Here is a 17567-nt window from a genome sequence, read left to right as displayed (position 1 = left end):
TCGAGGTCGGCCGAGATGCATCCGGAACATTTGACACCGATTGATTCACTGGCGGCGCCAAGCGACGACGGCGGAATACTCATCTGGCCCGCTCAACCATCACTAGTCAATCTGGCGGAGCGAAATCGCGCGCGCCGAACGCGGCGACGGTTGGAATTGGCCGGTCGTCTGGCGACGGAATGGATGGCAGCCGGCAATTCGCCGCCGGTGGATTCGGGTCCGCTGGTTTTCATGACGGGCCATCAGCCCGAATTTTTTCATGCTGGCGTTTGGGCAAAGACCGCCGCGATGTCGGCACTCGCGCTGGCTTCGGCCGGACGCGGCGTGTTTCTGATTGTCGATAGCGATGTCCCGAATCGGCTGGCGATCGACTGGCCTGATGATTCGTCGGCGATCTGCCGGATCGGATCGGTCGTTTCTCGCGGTGCGGGCGGCGGGCTGTCATACGAGCATCTCGGCGCTCGGGCAACAGAGCAGATCGCGCTGTCCATGCGGGGTATTCCGGACGAAATACGTCCTGGGGCGTCGACGGCGATATCCATCTTTCGCGACGCATTTGGCGCAATGGAAAAATCTGTCACGCCATCGTCCCATCGGTCGCCCTATGTTTCGAGTTGGATTCGCGGTGTACAGGCGGTCGATGCCGCAGTCGGGCTGTCGCGGGCAGTTTGCATCTGTATTAGTGATGTCTTCGAGTTCGGGTCGGAGGCGGTCGCGGCCGACGCGGAGAAGAATCTTTTGGCGGGCCTGCGAACGGTCGCCGCGGCGTTTGTCGTTCATCTCGCATCGAACGCGCCGCGATTGGCCAACGCGTACAACGAATCACTGCGACGCTACCGAGAACGCCAGGGTATTCGTGGACGCCAGCATCCCATCCCCGACCTTTATGTCGATAGCGGGCTGGTCGAACTGCCGTTCTGGTGGGTGAGCAGGGATCGACCGCGGAGTCGCTTGTTTGCAGCGACGGATTCGAGCGGCGCGATTCGATTGATGGTGGATGGCGCGCAGATCGGCAGTATGGATCGGAGTGTCGCTGACGGACTCGGGCGCGCGGAATCGCTTGCAGCGTCACTTCCCTCCGGGTTGCGGCCTCGTGCACTGGCGCAGACGATGTTTGCCCGGCTGTTTGCGTGCGATTTGTTCATTCACGGCATCGGCGGGGCGAAGTACGATTCGATTACCGACGGGATCATTCGGACTTTTTTCGGTGTTGAGCCGCCGGAATATGCGTGCGTCACGGCGACGCTGCGATTACCAACTCGCACGCATGGCGTGACGCCGCTCGATTTGGCGACAGCTCGCCGGCAGTCTCGCGATTTGCGGTACAATCCCCAACGCTATCTGGATGAGCAATCGATCACTGAGCCCGTTCGTCAATTGCTGGTTCGGCGTGCGGAGGCGATTGATCGGTCGAATCTCCTCCATTCGGGGAAATCGGAGGACAGGCAGCAGCGGCAGGCGGCGTACCGAGCGATTCGGCAGGCCAATGCGCAAGTGATTGCTACGGTACCTGAATTTACGATGCGGGTGTCGTCCCGGCTTTCGGCATTGGAAGCGCAGTTCGCGAGTGACCGTTTGGCACAGTCGCGCGAGTGGTTTTTTGCTTTGCATACGGTCGACGCGCTGCGTGAATTGGCGGACGGCCTTTCCAGGCGTCTCGGAGTCTGAACGCAACATGTCTGGTGACGAGTGGTCCGGTGAGGAATGGAGCGCCGACGATGCGGAGGCGCTCGCGGACGCGGATACGGCGGCCGTTGGTGACGGGACGGCCGATTCGGGCCACATCCCCGTATTGCCCGCGGAAATCATCGACCTGCTTTCGAATGTGGGGCGGCGAGTGATCGTGGATTGCACGCTGGGACTCGGCGGACATTCGCGGATGCTTCTGGAGCATGCCCCGCATTTGCAGGTGATCGGAGTCGATCGGGACGCGGCCAATCTGTCGCTTGCCAGGGAACAGTTGGCGGCCTTCGGCGATCGAGTGCGGTTTATTCACGCAAATTTTGCCGAGTTGGCGGGCGTGCTGAATGCGTTCGGCGTGAAGCGGGTGGACGGAATACTGGCTGATCTTGGATTCAGCAGCAATCAGATGGCGGATCCCCAGCGAGGGCTGAGTTTCGAACGGGATGGACCGCTGGATATGCGCCTGGATCAGCAGGAACGGACGACCGCGGCCGATCTGGTCAATACGCTGGGCGAAGGCGAACTTTCAGACTTACTTTATTTTCAGAGTCAGGAACGTCACAGCCGAAAAATTGCAAAGCGGATCTGTCAGGTTCGCCGTCAGGGGCGACTGAACAGCACGGTGGAGTTGGCGCGGCTGATCGCGTCGGCCGTCGGCGAGAGTGCCGAAGGCCGCCGGGGAAAAATACACCCCGCGACGCGAACATTCATGGCGCTTCGGATGGCGGTCAATCGTGAAACGGAATCTCTCCGTTCACTGCTTCAGACGGCGCCAGATCTGCTGGCGACTGGCGGCAGGATCGTGGTGATCAGCTTTCACAGCGTCGAGGATCGAATTGTCAAGGATGACTTTCGAGAGCGCGCTCGATCCGGCGTTTACCGGCTGGTTACGCGGAAGCCGCTGGTGGCAGATGACCAAGAGCGCACGCTGAATCGGCGCAGTCGGTCGGCCAAGTTGCGATGCGCTGAACGCCTGGTGACGTGATCGACTGACGCCGTCGTGCCGCGCCGGAGAAGTTATACGGAAATGCTCGCCGGGTCTTGAGAATCCGACGATATGTAGATAAGATTCGGATCTTGCACACGGAGGTGCATTAGTGACCAAGGAAACAAAAATCGGTCTGTTGGTCGGACTGTCCTTCATCATTCTCTTCGCCATTATTCTGTCAAAGAAAGGCCCGAGCACGTCGCGATCCACGTCTGCGCTGACGTTGGCGGACGCCGGTATTTCTGACACGGCGGCGAAGCCCACAACGGCGCGACCGTTGGACCGGGCCGGAAAGGTTGCCGTTGAGCGCCTGCTTCCGACGCCGATCTCATCGGACAACAATCCGCCGGTCGGTTCGGTCGGCATGATTGAGGAGCCGGTGGGACGACCGATTCCGGACGAGGATCAGCCGATCGAGCCGCTGCCCGCTTCGGTGGTCAGTCGCTTGAATCTGCCGGTGATCGAGACCGAAGTGCCGATCGACACGGAGGACGTCGACGACGAGTCCGCGGCTTTGGCGAGCTCGGTTGTCTCGGCACTCAATGGCGATTCGAGTGCCGGCGATTCCGGAGCGGCGCTCGGTTCGGCGCGCCACGATGCCGGATCCGCCTCGATCGACATGGGCCGATCGAACGAATCAATCCGATCCTCGCGAGTTCCTTCGGCTGCGAACAGCAGCCTTACCTCAAATGCGGACAGCGGCGTGAACACGGCTCGCGGTGACACTCCCCGGAATGAACTCGCGGCTGCTGCCCCGGCCAAGCCGATCAGAATCATCGCCGTGCATGAGGTTCAGGCGGGCGAAAGCCTCGGCAAGATCGCCGCGAAGCACTATGGCCGGGCGACTCCGGCACGCATCGACGCCATTTTCAATGCAAACCGGGATCAGCTTGAATCGGTCAATGCGGTTAAGGTTGCAACGAAGCTGAACATTCCTTTGCTCGAAGGCGAGTATGCGAATATGTTCGAGCCGGTCGCCGGCACCGCGCCACCGCCGATACAGGGCGGTCGCACCGGCAATCCGGTTATGGACCGCAGCATTACGGGTTCAGGGCAACCGAGCAGCCGACGTGATGATGCCGTGAGGATTCCCCCGCCGATCATTGATCGCGGCGAGAGCAATGGCTCAAGCCGCACTTCGGGCATGCCGACGCCGGGGATTGATTCCCGTCAGGCGCCGAGTAATCCGGGAGAGACATCGAAGCCGGCCAGCGTCGTGGCTCCGTTCGTCTGGTACGAAGTTCGTGAGAAAGATACGCTGAGCAAGATTGCCAAGCATCAGCTTGGAAATGAAAAGCTGTATCGTGAAATCTATCGCATGAACCAGGATATTCTCCCGGATCAGCACAAACTCAAGCCGGGACTGAAGATCCGTTTGCCGATGCCGGCTGACAAGCCGCCTGTGACAAGCTCGAGCGTGACAACACGGATGGCGGGTGACTCGCTGTCGGGCGATTGAGCGCGGGGTTGATTCTGAATGGTCGTCCTTGACGCCGCGTGAATTGCGGCGATTTGGGTGGATTTCCGCGTGAAGTCGCGCGGGAATTGCCGACAGAATAGTATGATGCACGGCAACACCGGCGCGGAGCCGGTGTGTCCATGCGCGGGATGGGGGCTTGTCTGCGCGGCGGCTGACGACGCCGGAGCGGTCCACGGCAGGTCGATGGTGGGATTATGACCGTTGCTCGAGCGTTGATTGTGCTTGGGATGTTGGTCTCGATCGGCGTGACGATCGTCGGCATTCGTGGCGAATCTGCGAAAGCGGCTGAACGCATCCAGCGGCTCGATCAGCGAAAAATCAATATTCGTCAGAAACTCTGGGCGAAGGAAATCGAGCTGGCCAAGCTTCGTGGACCTGAGGCGATTCGAAAGCGCGCGGCCGAGCTAAAATTGGATGTGGTCCCGCCCGCATCGGAGAAGGATCGAGCAGTCGGAAAACCGACGAACCGCAGAGTGCGTTCAGGCGACTGAGCACTGGGCAGGCTCAGTACGCGAATTTCGGCTTTGAATTTTGACTGGGACGGCGTCGTCCGCCACCGAAGTTGAACTTGGAGTGGCTTAAGGAATGGATTCCGTGCGGCCGCGAAAGAAGAATCTCGCCGGACAGGTCGTGATTGGCGGCGTGTTGCTGGTGATGGTCGCGTTGATGGGGCGGCTGGTGTACATCAGCGCCCACGATGGCCCGCGGCTGATCGCGCGTGGCGAACGGCAGCAGACCTCTCAGATACCCATTTCGCAGCGCCGTGGACTGATTGTCGATTGCCGCGGCCGGATTATCGCGGGAACAACCCTGCGTCGAAGCGTGTTTGTCGATCCGGCGGTTCTGCCGGATGTCGCGGCGGCGGGTCAAACGCTTGCCGACATTCTGGATGTTGATGTGGGCGAGATTGTCCCGGACCTGATGAACGCCGGCGACAAGCGGTTCTTCGTCATCAAACGCGGCATCACCGAAGAACAGTCGCAACGTATTTCCCAGTCGAACATCTACGGACTTGGTGTTTTCAGCGAGCCCTATCGAACCTATCCCATGAATGAGGTCGCCGGCGCGCTGGTGGGATTCGTGGCGCCGGACGGCATCGGCGTGAGTGGCCTGGAGTTTCAGTGCGATCGGTGGCTTCGCGGACAGAACGGTGTGAAATCAGTTGTTCGTGACGCTCGTCGGAAGGCATTTTATCTTGCCGAGGGCGGATATCGGCCCGCACGCGATGGCTTTCATGTCGTGCTCACGATTGACGCGGAAATTCAGGCGCACGCCGAGCGCGAGCTGCTCGAGACGGTCACCAAGTACAAGGCCGAAAGCGCCGTGGCCGTAGTGATCCATCCGCAGACCGGCGCAATCCTCGCGATGGCGAATGCGCCAAGTTTCGATCCGAATCACTACCGCGACTACGGCACACAGCTCTATCGCAACAGGGCGCTGACCGATCCATACGAACCGGGCAGTACGTTCAAGCCATTCATTGCCTCGGCGGCACTTCACGAGAAAGTGGTCCGGTTGGGAGAAGTATTTGATTGCGAGGGCGGAACCTGGCAGGACGGTCCGCGTACGCTTCACGACCACCATGCCTACAACTATCTCTCGTTCGAGGAGGTGCTGATCAAGTCCAGCAACATCGGGATGGGCAAAATCGGCAAGCGTCTTGGCAACCAGCGGCTCCATGAATATTGCCGGCTGTTCGGGTTCGGTGAGAAGACCGGCATCGACCTGCTGGGTGAGGACTCAGGCAAAGTGCGTCCGCTCGCTCGCTGGAATGGGTACTCGACGACCAGCGTGCCGATGGGGCAAGAGATCAGTGTGACGCCGTTGCAACTGGCCCGTGCGTATTGCGTTTTCGCGAACGGCGGCAAGCTGGTGAAGCCGTATGTGGTTCGCGCCGTGATGGATGCGACGGGACAAGTGGTGTCCGATTTTACGCCGGAACCGCCGGAGGAGCCTGTGATGTCTCCGGAAGTTCTAACGCTGATGAAAGACAAAATCCTGGTGGAGGTTGTTCGCATGGCGGCGACGCAATCCGCGAAACTGCCGAACTACACCGTATTTGGCAAGACCGGTACGGCCCAGATTGCGAAGAAAGGCGGAGGCGGATTCGTCCCCAATTCGTATGTCAGCTCTTTTGTCGGTGGGGCTCCGGCGAAGGATCCGCAGCTCATCGTGCTTGTCGCGGTCCGAAAGCCGCAGAAGAGCATCGGCTATTACGGCGCGGTCGTCGCCGCGCCAACGGCCGCTCGGATTCTTTCACACTCCCTGGCATACCTCGGAGTCCCGGCGGAGGCGCCGAGCGACGAGCCGGTGAATGCATCGAACGGACGTTTGACTCCGCTGACGGAAGTCGCGATCGACGACGTTCCATTCGAGGACTGATGCACGTCGTTGCGTTCGGGGTACGATCTGATTCGCCCGGAAACTGATAGCAGAGCCTGTGAAATGAGGAACAGGTTGCGGGCACGCGATGGGTTCGTGCGCGGGCAGGCCACGCGATGTCGTCGATGTTCCGCAGCTGTGCGTATGTAGAGATCTTAAATCGGTATCCAATCCGATCCGCGAGGGGGACCGCGTCGTCAATTTGTTCAGTCGAATGTCGTTCCCCTTCCTGAGACGCGATGTAGAATCCTGAACATGACCACCACATCATCGCCGGCCGCCGTTGACGCACTGCCTCATCCGACTCAGTCGCTCGCGGAATTACTGCGGCGCGGTTTAGGCATGCACGTCGACGATCTGCATCTTTCTGAGATTCGCATTACAGACATATGCAGTGACTCACGCCTGGCACGGCCTGGCTCGCTGTTCGTCGCCATCCCGGGAAGCAAAGGCGATGGCGCCGCATACATCGCGGATGCGACAGCGCGAGGAGCGGTGGCGGTTGTCGTCGATCGCGAACTCGGCGCGCCGCACGGAGCGCATGTGGTTCGAGTGCCTTGCGCGCGGGAGGCAGTTTCCCGGCTGGCATCGCATTTCTTCGGTCTGGATGAGATTCAATCACGAAATGAAATGAGCGTGGTCGGCGTGACCGGCACGAACGGCAAGAGCACCATCGCGTACATGTTGCGGGCGATACTGAAGGCGGCGGGTCGGCCGGCGGCGTTATTCGGAACCATCGAATATGACCTTGTTTCGCGAAGGATCGGCGCGGCGTTGACGACGCCGGATCCGATCGAACTGGTGCGGCATCTGGTCGAGGCGCACCGGGCCGGCGCACGGCATGCAGTGATGGAGGTCTCATCGCACAGTCTGGATCAGCGCCGTACCGCAGGAATTCGCTTTGCAACCGGCGTGTTTACAAACCTGACTCAGGATCACCTTGACTACCACGGGACGATGGCGGCGTATGCGGAAGCCAAACAGCGGCTGTTCCGATCGCTGGCCGCAGACGCGGCGGCCGTGGTGAATACGGATGACGCGGCCGGTGAGTTCATGCTGGAACACTGTCGCAGCCGGATCATCCGATACGGCATCGACTCCGGCGACCTGCGCGCCGAGAGTGTGGTGGCATCGCGCGACGGCTGTCGGTTTCGCATCTTTCACGAGGGGCAGCGAGCCGATGCGACGATCGCTCTGGCCGGCCGCCATAATGTTTACAATGCGCTCGCGGCCGTGGGAGCATCGCGGTCGCTTGGTTTGGATATGCCGGTGGTGCTGCGCGGTCTGGCATCGCTGGAACGGGTGCCGGGGCGGTTGCAGCGTGTGGAAACCGGAACGCTGGGTTTTGACGTATACGTGGATTATGCGCACACCGATGACGCGCTTCGGAATGTCCTGGTCGCGCTGCGGCCATTGACAAAGGGGCGATTGTGCTGCGTCTTCGGCTGCGGGGGCGATCGCGATCGAACAAAACGGCCGCGGATGGCGCAGGCGGTCGCTGAATTCAGTGACGCGTTCATAATCACCAGCGATAATCCCCGCACGGAGGATCCGCTGGCGATTATCGCGGACATCGAGAGCGGCCTGACGGCAGAGGCCCGAATTCGTGGCGTGACGGAGCCGGACCGTGCGACGGCCATCGATCTGGCGGTGAGGCGTCTTCGCCAGGGGGATGTGCTGTTGATCGCCGGCAAGGGGCACGAGGACTACCAGATCATCGGTACGGAGAAGATTCACTTCGACGACGCGGAAGTCGCGGCCGCTGCGATCGAACGGGTCTCAATGGGCCAGGCTTGAAAAGGGTAGGTTGCGGCGCGGAAGTCTGAGATGGCCGCTGAATTTCGCGTGGCGGCTTGATGGCCAATGATTGTACGGATTGATTAACCTTTCAGCGCAACACGGACGGGCATGAAACCTCTTACACTTCAGGAAATGTGCAAGGCCATCGGCGGCCGGGTTTACGGCGAAATCAAGTTTCCGCGTGTGACGAGCGTGACGACGGATTCACGATCGCTCCAGCCGGAATCGCTTTTTTTTGCGATCAAAGGGGATCATTTCGACGGCCACGACTTCGTCGAGGAGGTGCTCAGGAAGGGGGCAACCGCGGCCGTCGTGTCGGATGCGCGACGATACCCGGAACCGCTCCGAACGACCGGTCGCCTGATTGAGGTTGACGATACGACGATCGCGCTGGGGCGACTGGCGTCGTGGTATCGGCGGCAGATTCCGGCGCAGGTCGTCGCGGTTTTCGGCAGCAATGGCAAAACGACCACGAAAGACATGATCCACGCGGTGTTGTCTTCCCGGAAGCGGGGCAAAGCGGCTGCCGCGAGCTTCAATAACCACATTGGCGTGCCGATCACGCTGCTCTCCGCCGAGCCGTCGGATGAGTATCTTGTAGTCGAAATCGGAACCAATCATCCGGGAGAAATTGCGTCGCTGGCGCGAATCGCCGCGCCGGACATGGCGATTGTGACCAGCATCGGGGAGGAGCATCTCGAAGGCTTCGGCGACCTGGAGGGCGTCGCGGCGGAGGAGTTTTCATTCCTTCCGTTCATGCAGGGTCGGCCGTTCGTGGCGATGAGCGACCAGGCAGCGGAATTTGCACCGAGCGGCCGCGCGAGAGATCCTAATCGCACGATGATCGTTTACGGCACATCGGAGACATGCGATCTTCGGGCAACCGACATAAGCCAGGGCATGCACGGTCAGGATTTTCTCGTGAACGGGCGCTTCGAGTACCACGTTCCGTTGATCGGGCGTCACAACGTGTTGAATTCGATGGCGGCCATCGCAATCGGCCAGCGATTTCGGGTGGAACAGGCAGACATCGCCGCGGCGCTTAATGGATTCGTGGCTCCGAAAATGCGCATGCAGGGCGTGCAACAAGGCTCCCTATACCTGATTAACGACGCCTACAACGCCAATCCGAGCAGTATGAAGGCGGCCATCGAGGCCTTGGACGCCATCGCGCGGCCAGGGCGTCGCGTCCTGGTTCTGGGCGATATGCGTGAACTCGGGGAGCAGAGCACGCGATGTCATCAGAAAGTCGGTCGTGAGGCCGGAACGTCTTCCGCCAATGTGATTGTGACCGTCGGAAACATGGCGCGGGTGATGGCTGATGGCGCCACCTCAGCGGCAGGAACGAGTAAACGTATCTACCCTTTTCCGACGATTGAATCTTTGATGGACAAATTGCCGGACCTGCTCGAACCGGGCGACAACGTGCTGCTGAAGGCATCGCGCGGGACCCGATTGGAGCGATTGGTGCCGGTCATTGAGAAATGCGGTCGAGCGGCGACTCTTTCGTAATCGGGGGACACTGACGACGTGACTTGGGTCGCGCGGTCGCAGCCTCCGGATTCGCTGATCGATCGTCGTATTGGGAACCGTCTGCTTGCTCTATCACCTGCTAAATCACTTCTATCCGGGAAACTACGGTTATCAGAATCCGCTGTTTCGCGGAACGATCGCGATTCTCATCGCCTTCATGATTTCCTGGTGGTGCGGACCGGCCGTGGTTCGCATGCTGATCAGGAAGAAATGCGGCGATGTTCCCGATTTCGATCACAAGGCACTGAACGAACTCACTCAGCACAAGGCCAATGTTCCGACGATGGGCGGCGTGCTGATCCTCTTCGCGATCGTCTCCGCCGTTTCGTTGCTTGCCAATTTGACGGTGTTTTACATTCATATGGCGGGGCTGTGTCTTCTCTGGCTCGGCATGCTCGGATTCTGGGATGACTGGGTCAAACTGACGTCAAAAGGCAAGGAGGGCGGCCGCGACGGTCTGAAGTCCTATCAGAAGCTGCTCTTTCAATTGGGGCTTGGGGTCATCCTGGGTTATTTCATCTATCAACGCGGCGAAGCGAACTTTGACGGATCGGGTCTCGATACCTATCGCGTCCTGACGATTCCGTTCATGAAGGCAAACCTCGATTCGCCGATTGTTCTCCCGGCGTGGCTGTTCCTGATTGTGACCATTCTGGTCATCACCGGCACTTCCAATGCCGTGAATCTGACGGATGGCATGGATGGGCTGGCATCGGGTTGCATGATTATGTGCTGTCTGGTGTTCATGCTCCTGTCCTACGCGGTTGGGGACGAGCGTGTGGCACGCTATCTCCAGTTTTCGCATATTCCGGAAGCCGGAGAACTGGCGGTGCTGTGCGGCGCGATGATCGGAGCCTGCCTGGGCTTCCTCTGGTACAATGCCGCGCCGGCCCAGGTTTTCATGGGGGACACGGGGTCTCTGCCGCTCGGCGGACTGATCGGTTTCGTCGCCATTGTGATTCGCCAGGAGTTGCTGCTTTTCATTGTGGGCGGCGTCTTCGTGATGGAGGCGCTGTCGGTAATTCTTCAGGTGGGTTTCTTCAAGCTCACAAAGACACCGAATTCGCCCGGGAAGCGCCTGTTCCTCGTGGCGCCGATTCATCACCATTTTCACCTGAAGGGCTGGAAGGAGACGCAGGTGGTGGTGCGGTTCTGGATCATGGCCGCATTGTTCGCGGTGATCGCACTGGCAACCACAAAAATGCGATAGATTCGGCGTCGGGCACCGGATCGCGAGATTCCGTCGAATGGGCGACTGGCGGATGATTCAAGTTTGCGTTACCAAAGTGCCGATTCATTGGAATCCGCGCGATTTATGCCGATTTCATCTGCACAGTTTGCGCCTTCCCAAACCGTCTTTTTGCACGGGGAGCCGGCGGTTCACCGGATTCATCGCGACAACGGGCTGAAATCCCGGAGGCGGTTTTCTCAGTGCATAGGGGGCATTTCCGCGGATGTCGCGTCGTGATGGGCCTGTCCGTGTATGATGTCATGAGGACATCCCGCCGGCTCATTTGCATGGAGGCGAATCATGTTTCGGCTTGAAAGCCGCCCATCCGCCAGCAGCACCACCATCACGATCACGGCGGCCGCGCTGATGGGGCTGGGCGTCGTTATGGTGTTCTCTGCAAGCGCGAGCCTCACCTCCCCGCCAATCATTCAGGACGTTCTGAAGAACCCGTCGGTTCGGCAGGCGATGTTCACGGTCGTTGCTTTGGTGGCGCTGCTCATGGTCGGGCTTTGTCCTTATCACTCCTGGCGCATTCGCCCCGGTGCGTGGTGGCAGCCGACAATCTTGCTGTTGCTGTTGTCAGCGGGCCTGCTGGTGCTCGTCTTGATACCGGGTGTCGGCGAGACGCGCAAGGGCGCGCAGCGATGGCTGCCGCTGGGCCCGTCGGCGCTCGGACTGGGCTTTCAGCCTTCCGAAATTGCGAAAGTGTCCGTAGTTGTTTTCTTTGCAGCGTATTGCGCCTGGCTGGGTGAACGGATTCAACGGTTCTGGTCGGGCTTTCTTCCGAGTGTGTTGCTATTAGGGCTGTTCGCGGGATTGGTGGGCATCGAGGATTTTGGGACCGCCGCGCTGATCGCCGTCGTCGGCTTTGGCATCATTCTGGCGGCAGGAGCGAGGTGGTGGCATCTCGGGTTGATGCTCCTGCCGGCCGTGCCCGGTGCGATATACCTCATTACCGCCAAGGCGTATCGGATGCAGCGCGTGCTGTCTTTTCTGGATCCGGAGGCCGATCCACAGGGAGCGGGCTATCACCAGATTCAATCACTCGTGACGATCGCGTCGGGCGGATGGTGGGGCAAGGGCCTTGGGGGTGGCATCCAAAAATACGGATATCTCCCGGAGGGCAGGACCGATTTCATCTTCTCCGTGATCTGCGAGGAACTGGGCATCGTCGGCGGCATCATGGTTATCGCATTGTTCGCAGTCCTGCTCTGGCAGGGTAAGCGGGCGATGGAATCCGCTCCGACGGAGTTCGGCAGACTGCTCGCGCTGGGCGCGACCCTCACGATTGGCTTCCAGGCGGCGATGAACATCGCGGTCGTCACGGTGTCGGTACCGACAAAGGGCATCGGGTTGCCGTTTGTGTCGGCGGGCGGAACGGGGGTCATTTTCTTCAGCATCCTCGTCGGCATGCTGGTAAACGTTGCACGACATCGTGAGCCGGTGGATCAGTCCGTGCCCTCCACGGCAGGTTACTGTGAGGGAACGACCGGCGGCGGCCTTGGGGCCGAAGACGCCTCGTCTGAACAAGGCAATCCAAGTTCGCACAATTCGAGTATGGTGCCCGCGTGACGCGGTCCGAATGGATGTATCGGCCGGAGATTGTGATCCAAACGCAGGCGGCATCGGGAAATTCATGGGTGATAATCGGCCTCTGATGGTCCTGGCGGGTGGGGGGACGGGGGGACACCTCTACCCCGGGTTGGCTGTCATCGAAGCGATGCGGCAACTCCGTCCCGATTTCGACTTCGTTGTCTATGGCACGACCCGGCCAATCGATAGGAAACTGACCGAACATCGCAAGATTCCCCTGATTGAACAATCGGTTCAGGGCATCCCGAAACGCATCGGGCAGGTCTGGCCTTTCATCAAAGGGTGGTTCACTTCGGTCAAAATCGCGAAACGGAATTTTCGAGAGCGGCCGCCGGCCGTGGTGCTTGGACTCGGCGGCTACGCGGCGGGTCCACCGCTCACGGCTGCCATCTCGCTGAAGATCCCGACAGCTATTTTCAACCCGGACGCGGTTCCGGGCGTTGCGAATCGTCGCTATGCGCCCAAAGTTAGTCGCGTTTTTGTGCAGTGGCGTGAGACGATCGACTCGCTGGGTCGGATGTCGCATGTCTATTGCACTGGTTGTCCTGTAAGGCCCGAGTTCGCGAGCGTGACGCGGGACAATGGCATCAAAGCCCTGAAGCTTGACCCGGCGAAGAAGACTCTTTTGATAACTGGCGCGTCTCAGGGCGCCTGGTCGATCAATGCGTCGGTCGTCGAACTGATCGACTTGTGGCGCGATCATCCGGATTGGCAGATCGTGCATCTCACCGGTACCGCGGATCTGACGATGTGCCGGGAGAAATACGCCGCGGCGAAGTATCCGGCAGTGACGCTGGCATTCACCGAGCACATGCATTTGTGCATGGCGGCTTCAGATCTGATCCTCTCTCGCGCCGGCGCATCGACGCTGGCGGAAATCACCGCTCTTGGCAAGCCGAGTGTACTCATGCCATATCCGTTCGATAAGAAAAAGCATCAACTCGCGAACGCCCGGGTTCTGGCGTCTGCGTCCGGCGCGGTGATCGTGGACGACTCGAATAACCCTGCGGCGAATGCAAAACTGCTTCGCAGGGAATTGGGCGATCTGATGAAATCGGAGCATCGTCGAGCTCGAATGGGCGAGATCGCCGCGGCAATGGGGCGACACGATGCGGCAGCGCGCATTGCCCAGGGCCTGCTGGAGATCGCCGGAATGGAAGTACCGGAATAACATGTGTCGCGGCGGGCCGCGCTCAAGTAATCAACATCGGCATCCCGATATTTCTCAGGGATCTCTTGCGCGCAGGTTGCTGCGCGAGACTCAGTCAGTTCCGGCTGTGAAAAGGTGCCGAATTCCCTTTGATCGCAAGAACCGCTTGCGGAACGGCGGCGTATTTGGTTACGATGCGACCCGACATTGCGCGGCGAATTAAGGACGCGAATACCTCTTTCTTCTTCCAACTTGTCGGGGTCGATTACCGTCATGGATGACGACGGTGTGACCTCGCGGCGCGATTGATCGGGAGCGCATTTCGGCTGCACACGGAGGTGAGCCACGCATGACGAGAATCATCGCAACACCCGACACGGCGCGCATTCCAATTTCAACACGCCCCGGCGTCGGTTCACGACAGCGGCACTTGCAGCACTGGTCGAGTCCTTTCGCCGCGAAACGGATACATCTCATCGGAGTGGGTGGCTGCGGCATGAGCAGCCTCGGTGGCGTGCTGCTTCGATGCGGCGCCATCGTAAGCGGGTCGGACCTCGTTGAATTCAAGGCCGCTGAACGCCTGCAGGAAATGGGCGCGACCATCATGATCGGGCAGGCTCCGCTGAATATCCAGTCGGACTGTGATCTGGTGGTTTATTCCGCAGCCGTGAAGGATGACAATCCGGAACTGCTGGAAGCCAGGCGGCGCGGCATCACCTGTCTGAAGTATGCAGAAATGCTTGGACAGGTCATGAAACTTCGAACGGGCATCGCCGTAAGCGGCACCCACGGCAAGAGCACGACCACGGCGATGCTCGCATTCATCCTGCGACATGCAAAAGCGGATCCGACGTTTGTCGTCGGCGCGAATGTCCGCCAGCTTGATGGCAGTTCGGGTGTGGGCGATGGCGATGCGTTCATCGTGGAGGCGTGCGAGTTTGATCGATCCTTCCTGAATCTCAGTCCGAAGTTCGCGGCGATCACCAACATCGAAGAAGATCACCTCGATTGTTATGACGGCCTCGATGCCATCATCGAGGCGTTTCGAGCGTTTGCTTCATTGGTTCCGCCGGAGGGAGCGATCATCGCGAACGGCGAGGATCGCTCCGTCGTGAATGCGGTTTGCTCTGCGCGGGCGACCGTCGAGACGTTCGGGGTCACTGAAGAATCCGTCTGGCGCGCCGAGCGGATTGACCATGTTAATGGCTGCTACCATTTTGATGTGCTGTACCACGGGAAGCCATTCATCCGGGCGGAAATGTCGTCACTTCCGGGCCGGCACCAGGTATACAACGGCCTCGTTGCGACAGCACTGGCGCATCATGCGGGCATCTCGGCATCCGCGATCGCGGCGGCGTTGCCGCACTTTGCCGGAGCCGAGCGCCGCCTGACAAAGCGCGGCGAGGTCGGCGGAATTCTGGTCCTCGACGATTACGGCCATCATCCGACGGAGATACAGGTGACCCTGCGTGCGGTTCGGGAGCACTATCCGGACCGCCGCCTGTGGGTCGTCTTTCAGCCGCATCAGCACTCCCGAACGCGGTTTCTCCTGAACGACTTCGCCCGCAGTTTCGGTCTGGCGGATCATCTGCTCGTGCCCGACATCTACTTCGTGCGCGATTCGGAGGCCCTTCGAAACGCGGTATCCAGCGCGAATCTGGTGGAGCGCGTGCATGCGAACGGCGGTGATGCGCTGTATCTTCCGAAGCATGAACAAATCGTTGATCATCTTACGACACATGCGAAGCCGGGTGACATTGTCTTGACGATGGGCGCGGGCGACGTCTGGAAGATTGCGGATGAACTTGTTCAGCGACTTGCCTGACGGCGTATGCCGTCAAAATGTTCCATTGGCGCCGTTGACGTGGTTTCAACTCGGCGGGCCGGCGGACTATCTCATCGAGCCGCGCACCGAGGCACAACTTGTCACCGTCGTGCGACGATGCCATGAATCAGGCACCGCTCTTCGGGTGCTCGGGCTGGGGGCCAACATTCTCGTGCCGGACGAGGGCGTCCGGGGCGTCGTCATTCGGCTGACGAAGGGCGAATTGTCCCGTGCGGTTTTCGAGGGCGAGCATGTCATTGCCGGCGGGGGACACGACATGTCGAAACTGGTCAACGCCTGTGTCGGTGGCGGGTTGGCGGGCCTCGAACAACTGGCCGGCATTCCCGGCACCGTCGGCGGCGGTATTACCATGAATTGCGGCGGCCGATACGGCGAGATTGCGTCGGCGGTCGTGCGGGTCCGCGTGGTTGACGGGGACGGCCTCGTGCGATCGCGTACGAAGGATGAACTGAAGTTCGCCTATCGCCACTCGGCGGTCGGGTCCGACATCGTCCTCAGCGCGGCGTTCCGGCTCGTACCGACCGATCCGGTCGCCTTGCGAACACGGTGGCGCGAAATCTGGGAATATAAGCAATCAACGCAACCGGCATTGGGCGCGCCGAGCGCCGGATGCATCTTTCGAAATCCGTCGGGGCATTCGGCCGGACAATTGATCGATCGAGCCGGACTAAAGGGGTATCGCGTGGGCAGCGCGTTTGTTTCGGAGCGCCATGCGAATTTTGCGATCGCCGACCGCGGTGGTCGCGCGTCCGATGTCCGGGAACTCATCAGCACAATTATTGATCGGGTTGCAGCGCACAGTGGGATCATGCTCGAACCGGAAGTGAAGATCTGGTAGGTCGTCGATTCGGAATCGGGCCGGATGGTTCGGCTCGTCCGGTCGTCGCAGGAGGGTGCCGGTGGCCATCGCCAAGCAACTTCAGAATCTCAAGCGAAAACTCTTCAAGCACGACACCAACCGGAAGCTGGCGGTGACCGTTCTCGCCGGTGGACCGAGCGGCGAGAGGAGCGTAAGTCTCGAAAGCGGCAAAAATGTGGCGGCCGCGCTCGGCGAGCTTGGTTATTCGGTTCACCTCGAAGACATCAATCCCGGCAATCTGGCGGCGCTGGCTCGCGAAGTGGACTGCGTTTTTGTCGCGCTTCATGGCCAGTTCGGCGAGGACGGCGAGGTGCAGCGGATTCTGGAGAATCGCCGCCTGGCCTATTCCGGCTCCGATCCGGATGCTTGCGAGTTGGCGGCGGACAAGGTCGCTTCAAAGGAGCGATTCATCGAGGCCGGAGTTCCGACGCCTCGATTCACGCTGGCCACGCCGAGTACGATTCCCTCCGCGATGGCGGCATGGAGCCTGCCGGTGGTGGTGAAGCCGCGACGCGAAGGAAGCAGCCTTTTTTGCTTCATAGTTCGGGATTTTACGCAATTTCGTCCGGCATTGGACCTGGTGATTGAGAAATACGGTGAGGCGCTCGTCGAGGAGTATATTCCCGGCAAGGAGCTGACAGTCGGCATTCTGGGGGACGAGGCGCTGCCACCCATCGAGATTCGCACGGCACGCGATTTTTATGATTACCAGGCCAAATATGTCGATGAAGATACGGAGTACTTGTTTGATATCGATCTGCCGGCGCCGCTGCTAGCGCAAATTCAGGAGCAGAGCCTTCTTGCGCATCGAGCCCTGGGATGCCGGGATTTCTCCAGGGTGGATTGGCGCGTCGATCCGCAGTCGGGTTTGGCATACGCTCTGGAGGTCAATGTCATTCCGGGCCTCACCTCCCACTCACTGTTGCCCAAAGCGGCAGCGCGAGTGGGCCATGACATGCCGACGTTATGCAGGAAAATTGTGGACATGGCGATCGCGCGGCGTTAATTAGCGTGGGTCGGCG

General features: G+C 60.1%; 13 protein-coding genes. All 13 read left to right on the top strand.

Annotated elements, in window-relative coordinates:
* Nucleotides 1–15 precede the first annotated feature (15 nt).
* The 13 genes from KF841_13110 to KF841_13050 all read left to right on the top strand — a co-directional run bounded on the left by KF841_13110 (nucleotide 16) and on the right by KF841_13050 (nucleotide 17551).
* Nucleotides 16–1668 (top strand): hypothetical protein, encoded by a 1653-nt coding sequence (locus KF841_13110; protein MBX3396296.1) that lies wholly within the window; start codon nucleotides 16–18, stop codon nucleotides 1666–1668.
* A gap of 7 nt (nucleotides 1669–1675) precedes the next feature.
* Nucleotides 1676–2668: a 16S rRNA (cytosine(1402)-N(4))-methyltransferase RsmH gene (gene rsmH / locus KF841_13105; protein MBX3396295.1), complete on the top strand. Its 993-nt coding sequence runs from the start codon at nucleotides 1676–1678 to the stop codon at nucleotides 2666–2668.
* 112 nt (nucleotides 2669–2780) lie between these two features.
* A complete protein-coding gene (locus tag KF841_13100) occupies nucleotides 2781–4130 on the top strand; it encodes a LysM peptidoglycan-binding domain-containing protein (GenBank protein ID MBX3396294.1) in 1350 nt (449 codons plus the stop codon).
* A gap of 215 nt (nucleotides 4131–4345) precedes the next feature.
* Nucleotides 4346–4642, top strand: coding sequence for a hypothetical protein (locus KF841_13095; protein ID MBX3396293.1), 297 nt, complete (start codon nucleotides 4346–4348; stop codon nucleotides 4640–4642).
* Between the two features lie 103 nt (nucleotides 4643–4745).
* Complete coding sequence (locus KF841_13090) at nucleotides 4746–6533, top strand: penicillin-binding protein 2 (GenBank protein ID MBX3396292.1); 1788 nt, start codon at nucleotides 4746–4748, stop codon at nucleotides 6531–6533.
* 255 nt (nucleotides 6534–6788) lie between these two features.
* Nucleotides 6789–8330 (top strand): UDP-N-acetylmuramoyl-L-alanyl-D-glutamate--2,6-diaminopimelate ligase, encoded by a 1542-nt coding sequence (locus KF841_13085; protein ID MBX3396291.1) that lies wholly within the window; start codon nucleotides 6789–6791, stop codon nucleotides 8328–8330.
* Between the two features lie 111 nt (nucleotides 8331–8441).
* Nucleotides 8442–9845 carry a UDP-N-acetylmuramoyl-tripeptide--D-alanyl-D-alanine ligase gene (locus KF841_13080; GenBank protein MBX3396290.1) on the top strand — a complete coding sequence of 468 codons (1404 nt, stop codon included), beginning with the start codon at nucleotides 8442–8444 and terminating at the stop codon, nucleotides 9843–9845.
* Nucleotides 9846–9915: 70 nt separating this feature from the next.
* Nucleotides 9916–11076: a phospho-N-acetylmuramoyl-pentapeptide-transferase gene (gene mraY / locus KF841_13075; GenBank protein ID MBX3396289.1), complete on the top strand. Its 1161-nt coding sequence runs from the start codon at nucleotides 9916–9918 to the stop codon at nucleotides 11074–11076.
* A 321-nt stretch (nucleotides 11077–11397) separates the two neighbouring features.
* Entirely contained in the window at nucleotides 11398–12669 is a 1272-nt protein-coding gene (locus tag KF841_13070) for an FtsW/RodA/SpoVE family cell cycle protein (GenBank protein ID MBX3396288.1), read from the top strand.
* Nucleotides 12670–12733: 64 nt separating this feature from the next.
* On the top strand, nucleotides 12734–13861 hold the full coding sequence (locus KF841_13065) for a UDP-N-acetylglucosamine--N-acetylmuramyl-(pentapeptide) pyrophosphoryl-undecaprenol N-acetylglucosamine transferase (GenBank protein MBX3396287.1): 1128 nt from the start codon (nucleotides 12734–12736) through the stop codon (nucleotides 13859–13861).
* Between the two features lie 328 nt (nucleotides 13862–14189).
* Nucleotides 14190–15665, top strand: a complete 1476-nt coding sequence (gene murC, locus KF841_13060; GenBank protein ID MBX3396286.1) for a UDP-N-acetylmuramate--L-alanine ligase — start codon at nucleotides 14190–14192, stop codon at nucleotides 15663–15665.
* Nucleotides 15640–16524, top strand: a complete 885-nt coding sequence (gene murB / locus KF841_13055; GenBank protein MBX3396285.1) for a UDP-N-acetylmuramate dehydrogenase — start codon at nucleotides 15640–15642, stop codon at nucleotides 16522–16524. Before murC ends, murB begins: the two co-directional genes overlap by 26 nt.
* A 61-nt stretch (nucleotides 16525–16585) precedes the next feature.
* Nucleotides 16586–17551 carry a D-alanine--D-alanine ligase gene (locus KF841_13050; protein ID MBX3396284.1) on the top strand — a complete coding sequence of 322 codons (966 nt, stop codon included), beginning with the start codon at nucleotides 16586–16588 and terminating at the stop codon, nucleotides 17549–17551.
* The last annotated feature ends 16 nt before the right edge of the window (nucleotides 17552–17567 follow it).

The organism is Phycisphaerae bacterium (genome assembly GCA_019636475.1).
GTDB lineage: Bacteria > Planctomycetota > Phycisphaerae > UBA1845 > UTPLA1 > JADJRI01.
Note: the sequence above shows the minus strand (reverse complement) of the source record. Positions and strands in the feature narration are given on the sequence as shown.

What these genes read in the sequence shown, in the direction of transcription:
- KF841_13110 (MBX3396296.1), top strand. Translation starts at nt 16, where the DNA reads ATGCATCCGGAACATTTGACACCGATTGATTCACTGGCGGCGCCAAGC.
- rsmH (MBX3396295.1), top strand. Translation starts at nt 1,676, where the DNA reads ATGTCTGGTGACGAGTGGTCCGGTGAGGAATGGAGCGCCGACGATGCG.
- KF841_13095 (MBX3396293.1), top strand. Translation starts at nt 4,346, where the DNA reads ATGACCGTTGCTCGAGCGTTGATTGTGCTTGGGATGTTGGTCTCGATC.
- KF841_13085 (MBX3396291.1), top strand. Translation starts at nt 6,789, where the DNA reads ATGACCACCACATCATCGCCGGCCGCCGTTGACGCACTGCCTCATCCG.
- KF841_13080 (MBX3396290.1), top strand. Translation starts at nt 8,442, where the DNA reads ATGAAACCTCTTACACTTCAGGAAATGTGCAAGGCCATCGGCGGCCGG.
- KF841_13070 (MBX3396288.1), top strand. Translation starts at nt 11,398, where the DNA reads ATGTTTCGGCTTGAAAGCCGCCCATCCGCCAGCAGCACCACCATCACG.
- KF841_13065 (MBX3396287.1), top strand. Translation starts at nt 12,734, where the DNA reads ATGGGTGATAATCGGCCTCTGATGGTCCTGGCGGGTGGGGGGACGGGG.
- murC (MBX3396286.1), top strand. Translation starts at nt 14,190, where the DNA reads ATGACGAGAATCATCGCAACACCCGACACGGCGCGCATTCCAATTTCA.
- murB (MBX3396285.1), top strand. Translation starts at nt 15,640, where the DNA reads ATGAACTTGTTCAGCGACTTGCCTGACGGCGTATGCCGTCAAAATGTT.